Source organism: Streptomyces sp. NPDC029151 (genome assembly GCF_055564315.1).
Genome location: NZ_JBVHWQ010000006.1, coordinates 247,974 through 267,739, shown reverse-complemented (window position 1 = coordinate 267,739; position 19,766 = coordinate 247,974). Strand labels below are relative to the sequence as shown.

Sequence of the window (19,766 nt, the reverse complement as noted above, 5' to 3'; positions counted from 1 at the left end):
GAGTATGGGCGACCGCCGGAAAGGGGAACCGCATGAGCGAGGACACCCGCGGGGACACCCGCAGTGAGACGTACGCCGAGCTGGCCGCCGTCGGGCCGTACGGGGTCCGTCCCGGTCACGCCCTGATCACCATGGTCGAGCCGCATCCGGGCCACGAGTACGCGTACAACCGCTGGTACGAGGACGACCACTACTACGCCGGTGCGATGGCCATGCCCTGGATGTACGCGGGCCGCCGCTGGGTGGCCACCCGGGAGCTGCAGCTCCTGCGCTACCCGGAGAAGTCGGCGGTCGCCCGGCCGGTCACCGCCGGCTGCTACCTCTCCACCTACTGGATCACCGCCGGCCGCTACGACGACCACATGAGGTGGACGGTCGCCATCAACAGGCGCCTCAACCGGGACGCCCGCGTCTACCACGACCGCACCCACGTCTTCACGGCCTTCCAGGACCACGAGACGACCGTGTACCGGGACGGCGCCGCCGGCCCCCGGGACGTCCACGCCCTCGACCACCCCTACGCCGGCCTGGTGCTCCAGGTGATCGACAGCGACACGCCCGAGCAGCGGGCCGCGCTGCTGGAGTGGCTGCGCGCCCGGCACCTCCCGCGCCGCCTCGCCGGCTCCCCGGCCGCGCTGGTCACCGTCTTCCGGCCGACCCCGCTGCCGGGCGACCGCATGACCTACGTCCGGCAGGTCGAGGGCGTCGGCACCCGGCTGACGCTGCTGTGGTTCCTGGAGCGGGACCCGCGCGCCTGCTGGGCGGAACACTTCACCGGCCTGGAGGAGCAGGTGGCCGAGTCGGGCCTCGGCCGGGTGGAGCTGGTCGCGCCGTTCATCCCGACGGTGCCGGGCACGGACACGTACGTCGACCGGCTCCGCTGACCGTCACGGCTTCCTCAGCTCGTCCGGGCAGGGCGTGCCGCGCGGCAGCTGGTAGGGAGCCGCCAGGTGGTACGTCCCGGCCCTGGGCGCGTGCAGCTCGGTCCACTTGTCCCCGTCGACGTCCTCCGGCGTCGCCATCAGACACGCCTTGGTCTTCGCGTAGGGCAGGCTCTTGCCGTGCTCGTCGACGACGCTCAGCCACGGCGAGTACGGGATCCGGATCAGGATCCGCCCCGGTTCGCGCACCCGCAGCGTCATCTCGCCCTGCTCGGCCCGGTCCACCACCGCGTTCGGCTCGGCGAGCGGCGTGGGATCGGTCACCTTGAACAGCTGCCAGTTGGCGTCGCCCCAGATCTGCCTCAGGTACGGCATGCCGCGCTGGAGCAGCTGACGCTCGCCGCCGTCCCCGTCCACGTTGTCCTTCGGCAGCACCACGTAGTGCACCGCCCACCGCTGGAGCCACTCGTGGTAGGTCGCCGAGTTGAGCGTGTCGTCGTAGAAGAGCGGATTGCGCTCCATGTCGGCCTGCCGGTTCCAGCCGCGGGCCAGGTTGACGTACGGCGCGAGCGCGGACGCCTCCCGGTGCGAGCGGGCCGGGACCACCTCGACACGGCCCTTCTCGGCGCCGGCCTTCTGCAGCTCGTTGACGAGCGGGGCGAGCTCCCGCGCCCAGGACGCGGCCGGTGTGGTGTGGATGATGTCGTCCACCGACTTGAAGCCGAGCCAGCCGACGAAGCCGAGGAAGGCCACCACGGTCACGTACCACTTGCGGGACCTCGGCACGGTGTAGGGCAGGGCGGCGACCAGCGTGGCACCCGCGAACATCATCGGCAGCCGCGAGATGTTCGACCCGATCTGCGAGCTGATCAGCCAGACCAGGACCACCGAGACGCTGTAGACGGCGGCCGTCAGCCGTACCGTCACCCACTCCTTCGGCACCAGGAACAGGCAGAACAGGCCGTAGAGCAGGGGCAGGACCACCGAGCCGAAGACCATCGGCTGGGTGCCGGAGAACGGGAACAGCCAGGCCGACACCGCGACCACCGCCGACGGCGCGAGCCCCAGCGCCCAGGCGCCCGGCCGCCGCTTCTGCAGGAACAGCGCGACCGCGACCAGGCCCACGAACAGCCCCGCGACCGGCGAGGACATCGTGGCGAGTGCGGCCAGCGGGGCGGCGACCAGCGCCTTCGCCCAGCGTTTGTACCGCCACCGGTACGGCCAGCAGAAGACGGCCGCGACCGCGCCGAGCGCGAACATCGTGCCGAGGCCGAAGGTGACCCGGCCGGAGATCGCGTTGCACAGCAGCGCGAAGACCCCGGCGAGCGAGGCCCACAGCGGGTTCCGCACCGACCGGCTGCGGATGAGGACCATCGTCAGCAGGCCCGCCGACACCGTCCCGGCGATCATCATCGTCGTACGGACGCCGAGGACCGACATCAGGTACGGCGACACCACGCTGTACGACACCGGGTGCATGCCCCCGTACCAGGCGAGGTTGTACGCCGAGTCCGGGTGCCGGCCGACGAACTCCGCCCACGCGTCCTGCGCCGCGAGGTCACCGCCGCTGTTCGCGAACGTGAAGAACCAGATGATGTGCAGGACGCCGGAGAGCGCCGTGACCGACAGCACGGGGTGCCGGAGCATGCGCTGCCGGAGGGGCTCCAGGACGGCGAGCGGACGCGCGCGCCCGCCGGGGCGTGCGTCGGAGTGCGCGTCGGGCCGTACGCCGAAGGCGCTGCCGTCCGCGGTGCGGCTGCCCGCGGTGCGGCCGTCCGCGTCAGGCGTGTCCGTCATGGATCCACGTATTCGCGGGCCGGATCCCGATCCCGGGCCCGGATCTGCTTCGTCGGCGCGTGTCGGCTCCGCTGTGGCCACCTGAAGGCACTCCCCGTGTCCCGTTTCCTGCTCGCGGCCGCTTCCCACGGTGTTCCCGGCCGATTTCCGTCCCGCCCGGTCCCCGGGACCGGCGGCCTGCCCCGATTCGTGACGCTAGCACGCACCCCGCCACGGGGCCCCCGGGTGGGGCCCGGCGTAGGGCGGGGTGCGCTGCGGGCGGAGGTGGGGCGGTCAGCCCAGGCGGGTCAGCTTGGCGGCGAATCCGGGCTCGGCCAGGTCCTTCTCCAGGGCCACCGGAACCTTCACCGCACCGGCCGTCCCGTCACCCACGGTGAGCGTCCCGACGCGGGTTCCGGCCTTCGCGGTGTGCGGCACCGTACCGGAGGCGAACGACAGCCTCACCTTCATCCCGGCCCAGCCGGGCGTCGTGACGTCCTTCGTGACGACGACCGGGGTGTGGCCGCCGAGCCGGTCGTCCACGTAGCCGACCACGTCGCCCTTCTTCAGGATCTTCGACGAGGTCAGCGCGTCCTGGGCGGCGGTCAGCGCGGCCTGGCTGACCGTGTTGACCGTCTTGAGGATCTCCCTCTTGTGCTGGCCGAGGATCGCGCCGACGAGGGTGACCGTCTGTCCGTCGACCTTCTTGCGGGACGCGAAGAGCAGGTTGCCGCCGGCCGCGGTGGTGCTGCCGGTCTTGATGCCGATCGCGCCGATCCGGTACGGCAGCTCGTTGTAGTTGGGCCAGAACTTGCCCGTGGGGTCCGTCCAGCTGGCCGCGCTGCTGATCGAGACCAGGGCCGGGACCTTCACGAACGCGCGGCCCAGCTTCACCTGGTCCTCGGCCGTGGAGACGGTGGTCTCCCTCAGGCCCGACGGGTCGGTGTACGTCGTCCGGGTCATCCCCAGCTCCCGGGCGGTGGCGTTCATCTTCTTCACGAACGCCGCCTCCGAGCCCGCGTCCCAGCGGGCAAGGAGCCGGGCGATGTTGTTGGCGGAGGGGATCAGGACGGCCGACAGGGCCTGCTTCTCGGTGAGGGAGTCACCGGCCTTGACGGTGTCGAGCGTGGACTCGCCGTCCTTGTTGTAGCCGCCCTCCTTCTCCGCCTTCGCGTCGACCTTGATCTTCGGGCCCTCCTCGCCCGCCTTCAGCGGGTGCTCCTTGAGGATGATGTACGCGGTCATCGTCTTGGCGACCGAGCCGATGGCCACGGGGGTCTGCTTGCCGAAGTGGCCCATCGTGCCGACGCCGTCCGCGTCGATCCAGCCCTGGCCCTCGCCGGGCCACGGCAGGTTCGTGGTGCCGCCGTCGAAGGTGTACGTCCCCTCGGCGGTCAGCGCGAGGGCGGGGGACGGCAGCGGGCGGAAGGCCTGTACGACCGCGAAGACGATCACCAGGAGCAGGACCAGCGGGGTCCAGATCTTGATCCGGCGCACCAGCGTGCGGACCGGGGTCTCCGGGGGCGGCGGCGTGTTCGTCAGCTCGGCGAGCAGGTCCAGCGGGGGCTTGGGCGGAAGCGGCTGCTGGGTGGTGCGCTCGGGGCCCACCTGGGGGACGGGGGTGGTGGCGTCCGGGGCCGGCCGGGGGGCGGCGGGCTCGGAGACGGCCGGCTTGGGACCGGCCGGCTTGGTCAGGTCGTCCCTCAGCGCGACGAACTTGCTCGTGCGCTCGGAGTCGGACTCCGCAGGCCTGGGCTTGCCGCCGAGCTTGAGCATGGTCGTGGGCTGGTCGACGGCGGGCTTCTTGGGCTGTACGGCCTTGAAGACGGTGGTCGGCTGATCGACGTCCGCGGGCGGCCCCTGGGGGGCGTCCCCGCCGTCGGCGGCCTCCGGCCCGTCCTCGGCTTCCTCGCCGGCTCCCCCGGCCGCCTCGGCCTCTTCCGTCTCGGCTACGCCGTCGTCGGCGGCCTCCGCGTCGTCGGCGGCCTCCTTCGCACGTGCGTCGCCCTCGACACCGGCCGCGTCCTCCGCGTCGGCGTCGGTCTTCGCCCCGGCCTTCGTGTCGGTCTTCGCGCCGGTCTTCGTGTCGGCCTTCGCGCCGGTCTTCGTGTCGGCCTTGGCATCGGTCTTCGTGTCGGCCTTGGCGTCGGCCTTCGTGTCGGTCTTGGCGTCGGCCTTCGCGCCGGTCTTGGCGTCGGCCTTCGCGTCGACATCGGCGTCGGACTTGGCGTCGGCCTTCGCATCGACATCGGCGTCAGCCTTCGCGTCGGCGTCCGCCCGTTCCTCCGCGTCCGCCTCGCTCTTGGGGGCCTCCGCGGTCTCCGCGGTCTCCGCGGTCTCCGCGTCGGACGGATCCTCCTCCGCCGCCTCAGCCTTCGCCCCGGCCTCGGCGTTGGCGTCAGACGCCCCCTCAGCCGCGCCCTCCGCGCCGGACCGCCCCTTGCCCTCGGTCTCCGCGTTCTTCGCGTCCTTCGCGGCTTTCGCGTCCTTCGCGTCCGACAGGTCCTCAACCTCGTGCCCGGCCCCCGACTTCGAGGCGGTCGGGTTTGCAGGTGCGTCGGGCTTGGGGTCGCGGACCCAGGAGGAGACCGCTGCCTTGAGGGCGGATTCCTCGTCGGTGGCGGTCGGCTCCGGTTCGGTGGGGGACTCCGGCCGTACCGTCAACACCTTCGTCGCCATGTCCGTGCCGCCGCCCGCGGAATCCTTCTCGCGGGAGACGGCGAGACGCGGATCGCGCGCCTCGGGAACCGAACCCGCACTCCCCGACGTCGGTTCCGCCGACGACTCGCGCTGCTTCGACCTGTCGGGGGACTCGCCCGCCACCGATGCCTCCTCCATGCGTCGCACGTCCACGTGTGCGCCCTGTCCGAACCATGTACCAGTGTCCTGTGTGAGGGCTTGGCCCCTGCGGTAGACGAGAACGACATACCTACCGGTTCCCTCACGAACCGGTCACGCGCCCTCGACAGACCAATGTGAGAGGGGTCACCCTGTCATTCATCCACGCGGGGAGGCATGGATGGGCAGGAGCCGCAGAACACTTCCGGAGGAGCTTCTGCTGCTGGCACTGGACCCGGCCACGGGTACCACTGCACAGCCGCAGTCGCTCGACCTCGGTCTGGCCGGTGCACAGCTAGTGGAGCTGGCGCTGGCCGGACGGATAGCCCCAGACGGGGATCGTATCGCCGTGGTGGTACCACGGCCGACAGGAGATCCGACTCTGGACTGCGCGTTGGAGTTGCTGCGAAGGCGTGGCGCTCCCGTGCGTGCCGTCCACTGGATCGGCGGGCCCCGGCTGGGGCTCAGGCAGACCTACCTCTCGCATCTGGAGCGGTGCGGCATGGTCGCCGCCGTGCCCGGCCAGATGTGCGGGGTGCTGCCGACGACGCGTTACCAGGCGACGGACACCGCCATCAGCCGGGAGATCAGGTCCCGGCTGGATTCCGCGATCCGCACCGGCGTACCGCCGGACCCGCGGACCGCGGCGCTCGCCGCCCTGGCGCACGCCGTCGGGCTCGGCAAGCATCTGTACCCCGGGAACGAGGGCCGTTCGTCCAGGTCCCGGTTGCGTGATCTGATCCGGCACGACCCCATGGGCGGGCTGGTCGCGCACGCCGTCATGGACGTGCAGAACGGTGCGGCCGCCCAGCCGCGCCGCGGCCCGGCCACGGGCGGCCGGCAGGCCGCCTCCGGAGTCCGGGCGGCGGAACCCGCACACGGGGTTCCGATGCAGCCGCACCGCGGGTCCATGGCACGCGCCGTGGCCCACTGAGCCGCACCCCCGGTCCCCACAGACCCGGTTCGGGAGCCGCTGGTCCGAGCGGGGCGGTGAGACCCCTGTGGTCTCGCCGTCCCGCTCGACTGCGTCCGGCGGCACAGGAGTTCGAGGGGGCGCCGCATATCCTCCGTTTCCCAGCGGTAGAAAGCACCTTGGTGGCAGTCTGCTCAACAGCAGATACGGAAAGTCAGGCAACAGGCAGGCAGCCGGAGGTGCACGTCCCGTGGCGTCCAATGTCAATCCCACCGTCAGGCGGCGCCGGCTGGGCCAGGAGCTGCGCAGACTGCGCGAGCTGAAGGGCATGACGGCCGAAGAGGTGGCGGAGCGGCTGCTCGTGTCGCAGTCGAAGATCAGCAGACTGGAGAACGGCCGGAGAAGCATCAGCCAGCGCGATGTGCGTGACCTGTGCGGGGTGTACGAGGTCGAGGACCAGCGGATCGTCGACTCGCTGATGGAGATGGCCCGGGACTCGCGGCAGCAGGGCTGGTGGCACACCTTCGGTGACATCCCGTACAGCGTGTACATCGGTCTGGAGACCGACGCCGAGTCGCTGCGGGTGTACGAACCCCAGCTGGTGACGGGCCTGTTGCAGACCCGCGCCTACGCCGAGGCCCTGGTGCAGGGCGCGTTGCCGGAGACGTCGACCGCAGAGATCGAGAAGCGTGTCCAGGTGCGGATGCGCCGACAGGAACGTATCACCGCCCGGAGCAACCCGCTCCGGCTGTGGGTGGTGCTGGACGAGGCCGCGCTCAAGCGGGTCGTGGGCAGCCGGCTGGTGATGCGGGAGCAGCTGGAGCACCTGATCGAGATGTCGCAGCTGCCGCACGTCACCGTGCAGGTGCTGCCCTTCGACGTGGGCGCGCACCCGGGGCTCAACGGCCAGTACGCGATCCTGGAGTTCGCCGACGCGGCCGACTCCAGCGTGGTGTACCTGGAGGGCGTCACCAGCGACCTCTACCTGGAGAAGGCACAGGACGTGCAGAAGTACGCCGTGATGTACGAACATCTGCGGGCACAGTCCCTCAATGTGGAGGCGTCCCGGCAATTCATCGCGGATGTGGCGAAAACGTACGCCGACTGAGGCGAGGCCACAGCGGGCGGGGGATCGTACACCGTCGGTCGGCTCCGGTGGAAGGCTCACCTGGAATATGCCATCCGGTCGAGTGAACGGCTACGCCGCCAGGCGCAGTTGCCCGGTAGCGTCGATCACGCCAATCAGACGACATGGTTGGCGTGAACCGCACCACCGCAACTCGCAACAGGAGTGGACATGGCACTGATTCAGGGCGCTTCGGAGACGTGGATGAAGTCCTCCTATTCCGCGGGCAACGGCGCCTGCGTCGAGGTCAAGTCGCCCACCGCCGTCGAACTCGCCGTCCGCGACTCCAAGACCCCGGAGGGACCGATCCTGGCCTTCCCCGCCGACGCGTGGAACGCCTTCGTGGCCTCGGTCAAGGCGTGAGGGGTTCCCCCTGACCCTGTCCGGCACGACAACTGCACAAGCACCACCAGGAGAGCCCTCTCGACCAGTCGCCGTCCTTGCCGAGAGGGCTCGGTCCTTTGCCGCCGGGGCTCAGCCCAGCTGGGCCTCGATCGCGGCGACGACCTCGGCCGCGTCCGGCTCGGTCCGCGGCGAGAACCGCGCGACGACCCGGCCGTCCCGGCCGATCAGGAACTTCTCGAAGTTCCAGCGGATGTCCCCGGTGTGCCCCTCGCCGTCGGCGAAGCCGACGAGCCGTTCGTACAGCGGGTGCCGGCCCTCCCCGTTCACCTCGACCTTCTCGGTCAGCGGAAACGTCACGCCGTAGGTCGCCGAGCAGAACTCCGCGATCTCCTCGGCGGTGCCGGGCTCCTGCCCGAGGAACTGGTTGCAGGGCACGCCCAGCACGGTGAACCCCTGCTCGGCGTACCGCTCCTGGAGCTTCTCCAGCCCGGAGTACTGCGGGGTCAGACCGCACTTGGAGGCCACGTTCACGATGAGCACGGCCTTGCCGGCGTACTGCGGCAGGTTCGCGGAGCCGCCGGTGAGGGCCCCGATCTCGACATCCAGCACGTTGTGGTCAGTAGTCGTCATGTCCGGATGCTAGCCCTGCCGCCCCACGCCCCGCCGCCCGGCCTCCACCAGCGCGTCACCGGCGCCCGTCCGCACGTACAGCACCGACCTCCCGGCCCGCCGCCGCTCCACCAGCCCCGCCTCCCGCAGCACCTTCAGATGGCGCCCCACCGAGCCGAGGCCCTGCCCGGTGACGGCGGTCAGCTGACTGGTGCTCATGGGGGAGCCGAGCAGCACGAGCACCCCGGCCCGGGCCGTCCCGAGCAGCGCCCCCAGCCCCGCGGGCACCGCACGGCCGCCGTCCCCGGCCAGCACGCCGGCGCAGGGATAGACCACGGCGTACCGTTCCCCCTCGTCCCAGGACACCCACCCCGAGCGCTGCGCGGTCACCGGCACGAACACCAGCTCGGCGCCGGAGATCTCCCGCGGCGGATACTCGTGCCGATTGACCTGGAACCGGTTCTCCCCGAGCCACCGGGTCCCGCCCGGCCGCAGCCCGTCCAGCACACTCGCCCAGCCGCCCCGGCTCACCCCCGCCGTCCGCGCGACCACATCCGCCTCCAGCACCCGCCGACGCCGCTCCCAGTACGGCCGTACGGTCTCCTCCCACACCCACTCCAGCAGCCCGGCCGCCCGCTCGGGCAGGTCGTCCCGGTCCAGTGGGTCCGGGAGCGGCCCGCCCAGGGACATCCGCAGATGGGCCCGGGCGGCAGCGGGATCGGCCGCGCGCACGCGGGCGACCTCCGCGGCGAGCCCCTCCCCGCCGCGGGGCGTGGGAGTGAGGAAGTCGGCGATCCACTCCCGGCCCAGCCCCGCCCGGACCAGCCGGGCGGTCACGGGGTCGGCCGCGAGCCGGGTCTCGTAGGCCGGCCGATGGGCACCCAGCCACGCGTGCTCCCCGGGGTGCGCCCCCTGCCCGGCGTGCAGCAGCTTCAGCGCGGCGAAGACCTCGGCGAGCGGCGAGATGACGAACCGGCTGCGGGCGAGGGTGTCGGCGTTGACCTGCCACCACCCCATGATCCGGAACGCCCTTCCCCGGCCGCGGCCTCACCCGGCCGCGACCCCTTCGCGGCCACGACCTTTCGCGCGACGGCGAAACAATAGCGGGCCCCCACCGGACCGGCCGAGACTCCGGACCATGCCCGGTTACCGATCCCTGTTCCGCACCCCGGAGTTCACCCCCCTCTTCCTCGGCTCGGCCGCGCAGACCGCCGCCCAGACCGTCGGCGGCCTCGCCCTCGCCACCCTCGTGTACCGGGCGACCGGCTCCCCGCTGCTGTCGGCGGTGAGCATGTTCGGCCCGTCGCTGGCGCAGGTGCTGGGCGCCACCGTCCTGCTGTCCGGCGCCGACCGGCTGCCGCCGCGTACGGCCCTGTCCGTCATCGCGCTGGCCTTCGCGGCCGGTACGGCGGTGCAGGCGCTGCCCGGCCTGCCGTCCGGCGCGCTCCTCGCCGTCGTACTCCTGCTGGGCCTGGTGGCCTCGCTCGGCGGCGGGGTGCGCTGGGGGCTGCTGAACGAGATCCTCACCAAGGACGGCTACCTGCCGGGGCGTTCGCTGTTCAACATGATGAGCGGGCTGACGCAGGTCGCCGGTTTCGCCGCCGGCGGCGCCCTGCTCACCACGCTCACCCCGCGCGCCTGCCTGCTGCTGGCGGCGGCCCTGTACCTGACGGCCGCGGTGGTCCTGCGACTCGGCCTGACCGCCCGCCCGCCCCGGGTCGCCGGGCGTCCCTCGCCGTCGGCGACCTGGCGGGCCAACGCCGAGCTGTTCTCGTCCCGGCCGCGCCGCCTGACCTACCTCGGCCTGTGGCTGCCCAACGGCATGGTCGTCGGCTGCGAGTCGCTCTACGTGTCGTACGCCCCGCACGCGGCGGGCACGCTGTTCGCCTGCGCGGCGCTCGGCATGTTCGCCGGGGACGTGACGGTCGGCCGGCTGCTCCCCGCCGCCGTGCGCGCCCGCCTGGCCACACCGCTGCTGCTCCTGCTGGCGACGCCGTACCTGCTGTTCGGCACGCACCCGCCGGTGCCGGTGGCGGCGGTCTGCGTGACCGTGGCCTCCGTGGGTTTCGGGGCGAGTCTGGTCCAGCAGGAGCGGCTGATGAGCCTGACCCCCGACGCCCTGGCCGGCCAGGCCCTGGGGCTGTACTCGGCCGGCATGCTGACCTGCCAGGGCGTGAGCGCGACGGTGGCGGGGGCCCTCGCCCAGCTCACCTCGCCCGCCGCGGCGACGACGGCGATGGCGATGGGGTCGGTGTGCGTGACGGTGGCACTGGCACTGGCACTGGCGTCGGAGTCGGCTACGGCCGCTGGGCGGGCTCCGTCCCGGCCTGCTCCGGAGCGGGAGCGGGAGCGGGAGCATGAGCCGGAGCCGGCGCGGGAGCCGGCGCCGGAACGCTCTCGGTCCTGACCGCGGCGCTCTCCGTCCCGCCCCCGGCGCTCTCCGTCCCGACCTCGGCGTCGATCTTCTTCACCGCCCGGTCGAAGTAGCGCAGCAGCTCCACCGGGAACGGCATGACGAGGGTGGAGTTCTTCTCGGCGGCCACCTCGACGACGGTCTGCAGCAGACGCAGCTGCATGGCCTCCGGTGTGTCCGACATGATCCGGGACGCGTTGGCGAGCTGCTGCGCGGCCTGGAACTCACCGTCCGCGGTGATGACCCGGGCCCGCCGCTCCCGCTCGGCCTCGGCCTGCCGGGACATGGACCGCTTCAGGGACTCCGGGAGCTGGACGTCCTTGATCTCGACCCGGTCGATGTGCACGCCCCACCCGGCGGCCGGGCTGTCGATCATCAGCGCCAGCCCCTCGTGCAGCCGCTCCCGGTCACTCAGCAGGTCGTCCAGGTCGCTCTTGCCGATGATGGAGCGCAGGGAGGACTGGGCGACCTGTCCGACGGCGAAGACGTAGTCCTGCACCTCGATCGCCGCGCGCACCGGGTCGGTGACCCGGAAGTAGACGACGGCGTCGACCTTCACCGACACGTTGTCCCGGGTGATGCCCTCCTGGGTGGGCACCGGCATCGTCGCGACCTGCACGTTCACCTTGCGCATGCGGTCGGCGAAGGGGATGAGGAAGGTGACGCCGGGCTGCCGGTAACTGGGCAGTGCCTTGCCCCAGCGGAACACCACCCCCCGCTCCACCTGGTTGACGACCCGCATCCCGCTCTTGAGCACGAGCAGCAGCAGGGCGACGACCACGACCACTGCGACGACGGTGCCTTCCACGGCAGCCCCCTTCTCGGGTCCTCGCGGACCCCCTTCGTCCGTCTCCCACGCGATCCGGACAACGGGGAGGACACGGGGAGGAGGGAGCGTGGATCCGGCCCGGGCGTCAGGGAAGCGTAAAGAAACGGCGAGCCGTCCCGGCCGGAGGAGAGGGTACGGAACGGTGGTGTGGCGGTCCTGGGCGGTCTGGGCGGGCGTGGGCGGGCCTGGCGGGGTGTGCGGGGCCGGTGGGGTGTGGGGGGCCGCTGGGGTGTGCGGGGCCGCACCCACGGTGGGGGAGCGCGCCGCGCTGTACCGGGCGCGGGTCGCCGGGGCGTCGGGTCATCCGACGAAGAGGCTGTGCGTCCCCGGCACCTGTTCCGCCAGCCCGGGAGGGATGATCCGGACGAAGCCGCCGGCGCATCCCGGAACGTTGTGCACCAGGACGGGCACGTCCGAGACGTTGAAGACGACCGACAGGTGCGGAATCTCGAAGCACCCTTTCGGGCTCTCGTGACGGACCCCGTCGATCACGATGAACCCGTTCGCGGCAAAGGCCGAACAGGGAACGGCCAGCGCGAGCACCCCGGCGGCGCCGAGGGTGCCGAGGGTGGCGAGCGTGGAGCGTATCCGCCGCATGAAGAACCTCCTGAGGTGCGGGGCCGGACACCGAGCCGGCCCTGCAACCGACCGTACGGACGCACGCCCGCACTGCATCCCGACGGGCTCCAGCCGGGCGACACCGGTGACAGCGCGCTGAGCTGTGGGCCAAGGTCACCCGCTCCTGCGTACTCCACCCCGAGCAAGGCCGACTCACCTGCTGTCGCCCGCGGTTCGGTTGCGGTTGCCTCCCGGACCGCCCGGTCGTGAACCGCTCACGGGACTTCCCGGGCACGCCGGTACTTCTCTTGGCCCCCGCCCCGGCGGGGAGTTGTCGGCACGCGGGTGACTCTTGATCGCAAGCTACTTTGTGATGCAAAGTTGATGTGAGCGGGCGGCATACCGGCGGCCCGCTCACGAGCGCTGCCGACAGCGCCGGCCACGAGGGGGACAGATGGGAACATCCGCATCGAGCGGCGCGGGACCCGATCCGAGGACGGCGGCCACCTTGCTGGCCGCGACGGAAGGCCTCCGGGCGAGGACCCGCAGGCAGACCGACGGGGCGTGGGCCCCCCTCCTCGCTTTCGGGCTCCTGGCGCTGGCGGCCGTTCCCCTCGCCCGGTACGCCTTCAACTTCGGAGCCCACGGGCGCTCCGTCAACTCCTATCCGACCTTCGCCTACGCCGAGCTGACCGGTCTGTGCGTCGTGCACGAACCGGGAACCCCCTGCCTGAAGGGCGAGTTCGACGGTGCCGTCCTGCGCTTCACGGCGTGGGGCGTCTGGTTCGCGCTCCTCCCCGTCGCGTGGTTCGTCCTCGCCCGCTGGTACCGCCTGCGCGGCGAGGCCCGGGGCGTCGTGCCCCGACGCGCCATGTGGGTCCGCGTGACCTTCGCGGCCACCGCGGTGATCACGACGGCCCTGGCGGCGCTGCTGTTCGCCAAGGACCAGTCGTGGGAGGCCGTACTGCTGGAGAACGGTTACGCCTCCCCGTGGTACGTGGTCGGCGCCGGACTGCTCGCCCTCGGCATCGCCGAACGCAGCTGGACCGCCGCGGCGGCCGGCGCCGCTCACGCCCTGCTGCTCACGGCGTACCTGGGAGCCCCCTGGGGCAGCGGATGGCTTCCCTGGCAGCACCCCGCCCACCCCGGCTGGACCGACGGGCCGCAGGTCAAGGCCTTTCTGCTCGCCGCCGTCCTGCTCGTCGCCGGCCTGTGCGAACGGGCGGCCGCCCGCCGCCGGGACGCGGCCGGTGCCGTGGCCGATGCGGCGGCCACGGCACCGGCCGCGGGTACGGTCGTCACATGAGCGCCGAAGCCTCGACCGCCGCGCGGGACGACCAGGAGGAACCGCATCCGACCCAGGCGCTGGACGACACCGTCCACCAGCGTGTGCGGCTCGGCGTCCTCACCGTCGCCCGCGAAGCCGACCGGGTCGAGTTCGGCTTCCTGAAGAAGCAACTGGCCGTCACCGACGGGAACCTCTCCCGGCACCTGAAGGTGCTGGAGGAATCCGGGTTGATCACCGTCGAGAAGGGCTATGCCGGCCGACGCCCCCGCACCTGGGTGACCCTCACCCGCGACGGCGCGCAGGCCCTGGACGCCGAACTCCGGGCCCTGCGCGCACTGGTGCAACGCCTTGAGGCTCCCCGTCCGGAGCCCGGGACGCCCGGCACGTGATCCGCCAGGGCAGGTCGCGGCGGACCAGCGCCTGAGCGAACGGTTCTCCGGTGGCCCGGGCGTAGGCCATCCGCTCGCGCACCTCGCCGAGGGTGCGCGGGCGGTAACCGGGGCCGCCGCAGCAGCTCTTGTGGAAGCGCACACCGGCGTGCAGCAGCACGGAGAGAGTGCGCCAGGCGGCGGTGTCCCGCCTCTTGGGCGCCGCGAAGGCGGAGCCGACGTGGATCAGTGGCTCGGCGCAGCGTGGACAGACCCGGTCGTGGTCGTGGCGGCCGGGACAGGGCTGCTTGTACGAAGCCCGGCAGGGCAGGCACACGTACGAGGTCTTCCCTTGGGCCATGCGGGAAGGGTAGGGCAACCCGCGGCACCCGGCTCGTGGATCGAGGCCGACCGGCCTCGGCGTACTCGACCGCCGTCCACCCGTGAGGGACCCTCGGCCGGGCCGAGCACCTAGGACCGCGCCCACCGCCGCAGCTTCCGCAGGGCGCGCTCCTTGTGGAGCCGGGTCGCCGTGATCTCACCCGCAGTCGTCATGAACGCCGTGACGGGGGTCCATCGCCTGCGCCCCCTGTGGGTCGTCCATCGGACCGCCGGAAAGTCCGTGATCCCCGTGATGCTCTCGCGGGCGATCACCCGCGTGCGCAGATATCCACGGACCACCAGTGTCGCCTGCCCGCACCTCACACCGAGCCGGTACCCCCGGACGGCGATCACCGCGAACCCGACCGCGGCGAGGCAGGCCGCGAGCCGCGGAAGGGCGTCGTCGGCCCGCACCGCGCAGACGACGCCCACAGCCGCCGGACCCGCTCCGAGGACGCTGTTCGCGAAACGGTTCAGCGTCGACGGCGACAGCTCCATGACACTCCTCCTCTTCACCGGCGGCGGGTGGGCGAGCCTACAAGCGGCGAGGCGTGCGCCGACGGCGGTGCTCGTCCGGTGAGAAGGCGCAGGCGGGCCGGGACCGTCCTGGCGGGAGGCGGGCCTGCGCGTCTTCGGTGTCTCCGCCGGCGCCCCCCGCCCCCACCGACCGCGCCCGCCTCGCCAAGCAGTGTCAGGCGGCGTGACGGCGGCGGGTCATGGTGCGCAGGGGCGCGGTGGGCCCGCGGGCGGTCCGGACATGCGGCGTACGACCCGGTTCGCCGCCGTCTTCTGGAGCAGCCCGTAGGCGAGGACAGGCAGCAGCAGGTGGGGTTTGTCGGGCAGCGTGGTGGTGATGAGGACGGCGCTCGCGCTGCTGTTGTTCATGCCGCAGGCGAGGGTGAGGGACGACGCCGCCGCGGCGTCCAGCCGCAACAGGCGTGCGGCGCCGCGTCCCACGGTGAAGGACAGCAGGCAGACCAGCGTCGCCACGGCCAGCGCGGCGGCGAACAGCAGCGGTCGCGGTCGCGCCAGGAACGAGCCGAGGGCGCCACTGGCGTTGACGTAGGTCAGCAGGAGGGAGCCGGCCAAGGCGGTCGGCACGACGACGCCGAGCACCCGGCCGAGCAGCGGCACGGGCAGGGACAGACGGCACAGGATGCCGGCCGCGCAGGGCAGGACGACGCCGAGCAGGGCGAATCCGCCGTGGGCGGTGTGCGCGATCCTGCCGAGTACGGGCCCGTAACCGCCGCGGAGCAGCGGCAGCAGGGCGTTGACGATCAGGGGGACGGTGAGCGGGCTGAGGAGGGTGGAGGCGAGGACCAGCCCCACCATGGTCGGCTGGTCGCCGTCGCCCTTGCCGGTCCACACGGTGGCTCCGGCGGCGACGGGCATCGCCACGATCAGGATCATCGCGGTGACGAGACCGCTGCCGCCGTCGGTGTCGGGTGTCTGGCGCAGCAGGAACGCGACGGCGGGGATGGCCAGCAGCGGGATGGACAGGTGCAGGACCAGGCCGGCCAGCAGGGCGGCCGGGCGCCGCAGCAGGCCGCCCAGCGCGCCCAGGGGCACCTGGAGCCCGGCCGAGAAGAGCACCAGGCCGAGCAGGAGCTGCGCGGTGGGCACGGGCAGGGCTCCGGCCTCGCCGAGCGGCAGCGCGTGGTCCGTCCGCAGCCACACTCCGGGTCCCGGCAGGAGCAGCGCCGCGGCATAGGCCAGGACGACCGCGCGGCCGAGCCTGCGCCGCAGCCAGCCCGTGGCCCGGTCAGCCGGCGGTCGGGAAGCGGTCCGGATGTTCACGGCGTCCTTCTCGCGTCACTTCTTCCGTTGCGGGGACAGGGGCGAAGAGGGACGCGTGTATGCGAAGGACCGCGTAGGTGGTCATGAGGTCATGGTGCTGGTGCACGCGCCGTGGTGCACGCGGTGCGGCGCGGCGGTCGGGGGCGTTCGGGTGTGTCACTGGTCTGTCCGGCTCGGCCGTGGCTCCGATCAGCGTCGTCGGCACGCTGATCAGCGGGTGCCTCCCTCCGCCGGCGTATGAGCGCCGTCGGTGAGGTCGGTGAGGTCGGTGAGGTCGGTGAGGTCGGTGAGGTCGGTGAGAAGGGGCGCGGGCAGAAGACATGCGGTCACGCACAGGCACGTCCCCAGCCATCCGGCGGCGAACAGCCAGCCGCCGATGACGTCCGTGAACCAGTGCACGCCGAGGTAGACCCGGGTCAGCCCGACCGACAGGCCCCATCCGCACACCGCGATCCGCAGAACCGTGCCGCCCCGCGGCGCGCGCAGGGTGAGGGCGACGGCGAGCAGACCCGCGGCCAGGGCGGCCGTGGTGGTGTGTCCCGAGGGGAACGCCCAGCCGCTCGCGTGTGCCCTCCAGTCGGCCTCCGGCGGCCGTGGCCGGTGGACCAGTTCCATGACGCCGTACCGCAGCAGCTGTCCCAGGCCGAGGCAGGCGGTGCCGACGGCGGCCGACAGCAGCCGGGACCGCGTCGTCCGGCCCGCGACGACACCGGCCAGCACGGCGAGCACGTAGGGGAAGAGGCCGGTACCGGTGGCGGTCACTGCCCGGGCCAGCGCCACGACCACCTCCGGGCGGTGGCCGACGGACCGTGCGAGGAAGCCGTCGTCCAGCCACAGGGGTGCGCCGGCCCGGCCGGTGACGACCAGCGTCAGGACGGTGAACGCCGCCCACGCGCCCATGCCGGCGCTCCCCGCCAGATCGGCTACGCCCCGGCGGTTCATGAGCCGGACAGCAGCAGTCGCAGGGGCCCGGCCGCCGTCAGCCGCCGCGCCAGCCCCGTCGACCACCGTTCGAGCACCAGGAGCGACGCCCACGCGACCAGCCCGCCGACGACCAACCCCACCAGCACGTCGTGCGGATAGTGCACTCCGACCCAGACCCGGGAGGCCGCCATGGCGGCCGCCGCCACACAGGCGACCGCTCCCAGCCGCCGCGACACGAACAGCAGCGCCACGGCCGCCGCCGCGGCGATCGCCGCGTGGTTGCTGGGGAAGGACCAGTCGCCCCGCGCCGGACACGCCTCCAGCGTCCGCACCAGCGGGGCGCGGCACGGCCGGTCCTCTTGGACCGACGGCTTCAGGACGGCGTTCACCCCGTACGCGAGGACCACGACCACCGGAACCGCCAGCGCCGTGACCGCCGCCGCCGCGCCCGCGCGCCGCGCCCGCCACCAGCCCAGGACCATCAGCGCGGCGAACAGCACCAGCCCGTACGCCGACCACCACTCGATCACGGTGTCGAGCCAGCCCGGTGAGCGCCCCGCCAGGTCCACCACGTCCCGGTACACGGAGCCGTCGACCGACGCCCCGCCGAACGCGAGCATCATCCGCCGACCTCCTCGGTCTTCGCACGCTTGCGGCCGCGGCGCAGCTCCGCGGCGAGCGGGATCAGCGACACCGCCACGATCAGACCGACCAGGGGCAGCAGGTAGCGGTCCACGTCGGGGACCGACGAACCCAGCGCGTAACCCGCCAGGGTCAGCCCGGCGCTCCACACCAGGCCGCCGGCCACCTGCCAGACGGTGAACACCCGGACGGGCACCTCCAGGGCCCCCGCCAGCGGATTGAGCACGGTCCGCACCACCGGCACGAACCTGGCCAGGACGATCGCCTTGGCGTGGCCGTAGCGCGCGAGTAGTTCCTCCGCTCTCCGCGCCCCCTCGCGCAGCCGGACCGAGCGGGTGCGGGCCAGCAGCGCCCCGCCCGCGCGGCGCCCGATCAGATAGCCGCACTGCGCGCCGGCCAGTGCGCCGAACACGGCGGCGGCCAGCAGCGGTCCCAGGGACAGTTTCACTCCGTGCTGCCCCGAGCCGGTGCACAGCAGGCCCGCCGTGAACAGAAGGGAGTCGCCCGGCAGGAAGAATCCGACCAGCAGGCCCGTCTCGGCGAACATCACCGCGCCGACGCCGAGGACGCCGAAGGCGGCCAGCAGCGACTGCGCGCTGAGCGGATTCACCGCGAGCTGCGACGACAGAACCACAGGCGTGGTCATCGGCAGGAGTCCCTCTCTGTGCGGGAGGCCGGATGCGCGACACCCGGCCCGTCTGCGACCGAGCAGACGGTCTACAACACTGTAGACGAACGTGGAGTGGGGACCGCCGCGCCCTGCACCCCGCCCGCGAGGCCGTCGGGCCGGCCGCCGAGCGCGCCGCCGCCACCGTCCTCGACGATCGCCACCTCACCCCCGCGCCACCCGCGCCACCCGCGCCACCGCACACGGCGGGCGCGGCGGACACCGCCCGTCCGCCGACGCCCCCTGCGATCATCTCCGGCCCCGCCCCCCGCGCGTGACCGCCCTCCTGCACCACCGGCCACACAGCCGCCACGCACCGCCTCCTCGGCCGCGCCGCCGGCCGCCTCAGCGTTGCCGGCGTGCACCACCGCGGCGACCGGATCGCCCGGCATCCACCGGGACATCGGGATCGCGCAAGGCGCGCGTCGTGGGACGCGAGAGCGCGCTGCTCCGCAAGGCGCGCCTTGGGGGACCGGGAGATCGCACTGCTCCTGCGCGACCCACACCGCCGAGTGGTACCGCCGGGCCGGCACCGGGCCGTCCGCTCACGCATCGCTCACGCGCTGCGGGTTGCCGAGCAGCGCGTGGGTCAGATCTGGCCGAGGTCGATTTCCACCGGGAAGGGGGCCGCTGCCTTGAGGACGCCGGTGAACACGTCTCCGTCTCGGTAGGTCTTCGTCGCGGGGTCGAGAACGCAGGTGTACACGAGGGGAACGCCTGTCGCGGCCTGCTCGATCCGCCAGTAGAAGGCGATGCCCGCCTTGGCGTACTGGTCGACCTTCACGATCCGGTCGGTGGTCTCCGAGCCCGGCGACACCACCTCCGCGACCAGCAGCACGTGCTCAGGGCGGGTGGGGGTGATGTCGATCGTGTCTGCGCGGTACACGGCGACGTCCGGGCGGCGATTGGTGAGCGGGACGTCCTGAAGCCGGACGTCGAAGCCAGTGTCGGCGTTCCAGTCCGGGCCTGCGGCGGCATCCAGGGCGTTGGCCAGAATCCGAGCCAGCCGGTTGTGCCGCTTGGAGGCACCGGGACTCACAACGACCATCCCGTCCACGATCTCGATGCCGGCGCACTGCTCCTCGGACCAGGACTCGTACTCCTCCGCCGTGATCTGCTCATGCATCCACGCCGGGGCCACCATCTCGGCCGTCATGAAGCACCTCCCGGACACTGCGCTGCGGGCCCGATCTCGCTGGATTCAGCGTAGTGGCTGCCGTCCTTCCGGCATGCTGATCTCGCTCACGCTCCCTTCCGTCGGCCGACGTCCGACCAGCAAGCCCACGACAAGGGGTGCTCGCTCGTGCGCTCCTTGGGTGCCTGAAGCGGAGCCGGAGCCCGATGGCCCGGAGGAGACCGGGCCGGATGATGCTTATCCGCTGGAGAGATCTCGACCCAGGGGCTTCAAGAA

At 72.5% G+C, this 19,766-nt stretch carries 19 protein-coding genes and 1 pseudogene; 7 read left to right on the top strand and 13 right to left on the bottom strand.

Going from position 1 to position 19,766, the window contains the following annotated elements; translation table 11 throughout:
• Positions 1 to 32 precede the first annotated feature (32 nt).
• Positions 33 to 884: a hypothetical protein gene (locus tag ACZ4VF_RS23545; RefSeq protein ID WP_467928293.1), complete on the top strand. Its 852-nt coding sequence runs from the start codon at positions 33 to 35 to the stop codon at positions 882 to 884.
• Between the two features lie 3 nt (positions 885 to 887).
• Here the strand turns inward: ACZ4VF_RS23545 and ACZ4VF_RS23540 are convergent, their stop codons facing one another.
• On the bottom strand, positions 888 to 2,759 hold the full coding sequence (locus tag ACZ4VF_RS23540; RefSeq protein WP_467928292.1) for an MFS transporter: 1,872 nt from the start codon (positions 2,757 to 2,759) through the stop codon (positions 888 to 890).
• 192 nt (positions 2,760 to 2,951) lie between these two features.
• Positions 2,952 to 5,495, bottom strand: coding sequence for a D-alanyl-D-alanine carboxypeptidase (locus ACZ4VF_RS23535; protein WP_467928291.1), 2,544 nt, complete (start codon positions 5,493 to 5,495; stop codon positions 2,952 to 2,954).
• 181 nt (positions 5,496 to 5,676) lie between these two features.
• Between ACZ4VF_RS23535 and ACZ4VF_RS23530 the strand changes: the two genes are divergently transcribed.
• The 3 genes from ACZ4VF_RS23530 to ACZ4VF_RS23520 all read left to right on the top strand — a co-directional run bounded on the left by ACZ4VF_RS23530 (position 5,677) and on the right by ACZ4VF_RS23520 (position 7,897).
• On the top strand, positions 5,677 to 6,429 hold the full coding sequence (locus tag ACZ4VF_RS23530) for a GOLPH3/VPS74 family protein (protein WP_467928289.1): 753 nt from the start codon (positions 5,677 to 5,679) through the stop codon (positions 6,427 to 6,429).
• Between the two features lie 229 nt (positions 6,430 to 6,658).
• Positions 6,659 to 7,516: a helix-turn-helix domain-containing protein gene (locus tag ACZ4VF_RS23525; protein ID WP_467928288.1), complete on the top strand. Its 858-nt coding sequence runs from the start codon at positions 6,659 to 6,661 to the stop codon at positions 7,514 to 7,516.
• Positions 7,517 to 7,705: 189 nt separating this feature from the next.
• Positions 7,706 to 7,897, top strand: coding sequence for a DUF397 domain-containing protein (locus tag ACZ4VF_RS23520; RefSeq protein WP_189294866.1), 192 nt, complete (start codon positions 7,706 to 7,708; stop codon positions 7,895 to 7,897).
• A gap of 111 nt (positions 7,898 to 8,008) precedes the next feature.
• Here ACZ4VF_RS23520 and ACZ4VF_RS23515 read toward each other — a convergent pair whose 3' ends face one another.
• On the bottom strand, positions 8,009 to 8,509 hold the full coding sequence (locus ACZ4VF_RS23515; RefSeq protein ID WP_467928287.1) for a glutathione peroxidase: 501 nt from the start codon (positions 8,507 to 8,509) through the stop codon (positions 8,009 to 8,011).
• Between the two features lie 9 nt (positions 8,510 to 8,518).
• A complete protein-coding gene (locus tag ACZ4VF_RS23510) occupies positions 8,519 to 9,505 on the bottom strand; it encodes an ArsR/SmtB family transcription factor (protein ID WP_467928285.1) in 987 nt (328 codons plus the stop codon).
• A 121-nt stretch (positions 9,506 to 9,626) separates the two neighbouring features.
• Between ACZ4VF_RS23510 and ACZ4VF_RS23505 the strand changes: the two genes are divergently transcribed.
• Positions 9,627 to 10,895, top strand: a complete 1,269-nt coding sequence (locus ACZ4VF_RS23505; protein ID WP_467928284.1) for an MFS transporter — start codon at positions 9,627 to 9,629, stop codon at positions 10,893 to 10,895.
• On the opposite strand, the gene ACZ4VF_RS23500 is transcribed toward ACZ4VF_RS23505, so the two are convergent.
• Both ACZ4VF_RS23500 and ACZ4VF_RS23495 read right to left on the bottom strand, forming a co-directional pair.
• Complete coding sequence (locus tag ACZ4VF_RS23500; RefSeq protein WP_467928283.1) at positions 10,786 to 11,709, bottom strand: slipin family protein; 924 nt, start codon at positions 11,707 to 11,709, stop codon at positions 10,786 to 10,788. The two genes, ACZ4VF_RS23505 and ACZ4VF_RS23500, sit on opposite strands and share 110 nt — an antisense overlap.
• A 321-nt stretch (positions 11,710 to 12,030) precedes the next feature.
• Complete coding sequence (locus tag ACZ4VF_RS23495; protein ID WP_467928281.1) at positions 12,031 to 12,327, bottom strand: hypothetical protein; 297 nt, start codon at positions 12,325 to 12,327, stop codon at positions 12,031 to 12,033.
• 415 nt (positions 12,328 to 12,742) lie between these two features.
• Between ACZ4VF_RS23495 and ACZ4VF_RS23490 the strand changes: the two genes are divergently transcribed.
• Together ACZ4VF_RS23490 and ACZ4VF_RS23485 are read left to right on the top strand one after the other, a co-directional pair.
• The gene (locus tag ACZ4VF_RS23490; protein WP_467928280.1) at positions 12,743 to 13,594 is read left to right on the top strand and encodes a hypothetical protein; all 852 of its coding nucleotides are present in this window, start codon (positions 12,743 to 12,745) and stop codon (positions 13,592 to 13,594) included.
• Complete coding sequence (locus ACZ4VF_RS23485; RefSeq protein ID WP_467928278.1) at positions 13,591 to 13,965, top strand: winged helix-turn-helix domain-containing protein; 375 nt, start codon at positions 13,591 to 13,593, stop codon at positions 13,963 to 13,965. Before ACZ4VF_RS23490 ends, ACZ4VF_RS23485 begins: the two co-directional genes overlap by 4 nt.
• Before the next feature lie 7 nt (positions 13,966 to 13,972).
• Here the strand turns inward: ACZ4VF_RS23485 and ACZ4VF_RS23480 are convergent.
• The 7 genes and pseudogenes from ACZ4VF_RS23480 to ACZ4VF_RS23450 all read right to left on the bottom strand — a co-directional run.
• Positions 13,973 to 14,305: pseudogene (locus ACZ4VF_RS23480) on the bottom strand (deoxyxylulose-5-phosphate synthase); the annotation flags it as partial.
• A 110-nt stretch (positions 14,306 to 14,415) separates the two neighbouring features.
• Complete coding sequence (locus ACZ4VF_RS23475) at positions 14,416 to 14,823, bottom strand: hypothetical protein (protein WP_467928277.1); 408 nt, start codon at positions 14,821 to 14,823, stop codon at positions 14,416 to 14,418.
• Between the two features lie 216 nt (positions 14,824 to 15,039).
• Positions 15,040 to 16,122, bottom strand: coding sequence for a bile acid:sodium symporter family protein (locus ACZ4VF_RS23470; RefSeq protein WP_467928275.1), 1,083 nt, complete (start codon positions 16,120 to 16,122; stop codon positions 15,040 to 15,042).
• 210 nt (positions 16,123 to 16,332) lie between these two features.
• On the bottom strand, positions 16,333 to 17,022 hold the full coding sequence (locus ACZ4VF_RS23465; protein ID WP_467928274.1) for a phosphatase PAP2 family protein: 690 nt from the start codon (positions 17,020 to 17,022) through the stop codon (positions 16,333 to 16,335).
• A gap of 38 nt (positions 17,023 to 17,060) precedes the next feature.
• Entirely contained in the window at positions 17,061 to 17,669 is a 609-nt protein-coding gene (locus ACZ4VF_RS23460) for a phosphatase PAP2 family protein (RefSeq protein WP_467928273.1), read from the bottom strand.
• Positions 17,666 to 18,334, bottom strand: coding sequence for a DedA family protein (locus tag ACZ4VF_RS23455; protein WP_467928272.1), 669 nt, complete (start codon positions 18,332 to 18,334; stop codon positions 17,666 to 17,668). Before ACZ4VF_RS23455 ends, ACZ4VF_RS23460 begins: the two co-directional genes overlap by 4 nt.
• Before the next feature lie 610 nt (positions 18,335 to 18,944).
• Positions 18,945 to 19,511 (bottom strand): Uma2 family endonuclease, encoded by a 567-nt coding sequence (locus tag ACZ4VF_RS23450; RefSeq protein WP_467928270.1) that lies wholly within the window; start codon positions 19,509 to 19,511, stop codon positions 18,945 to 18,947.
• Positions 19,512 to 19,766 lie beyond the last annotated feature (255 nt).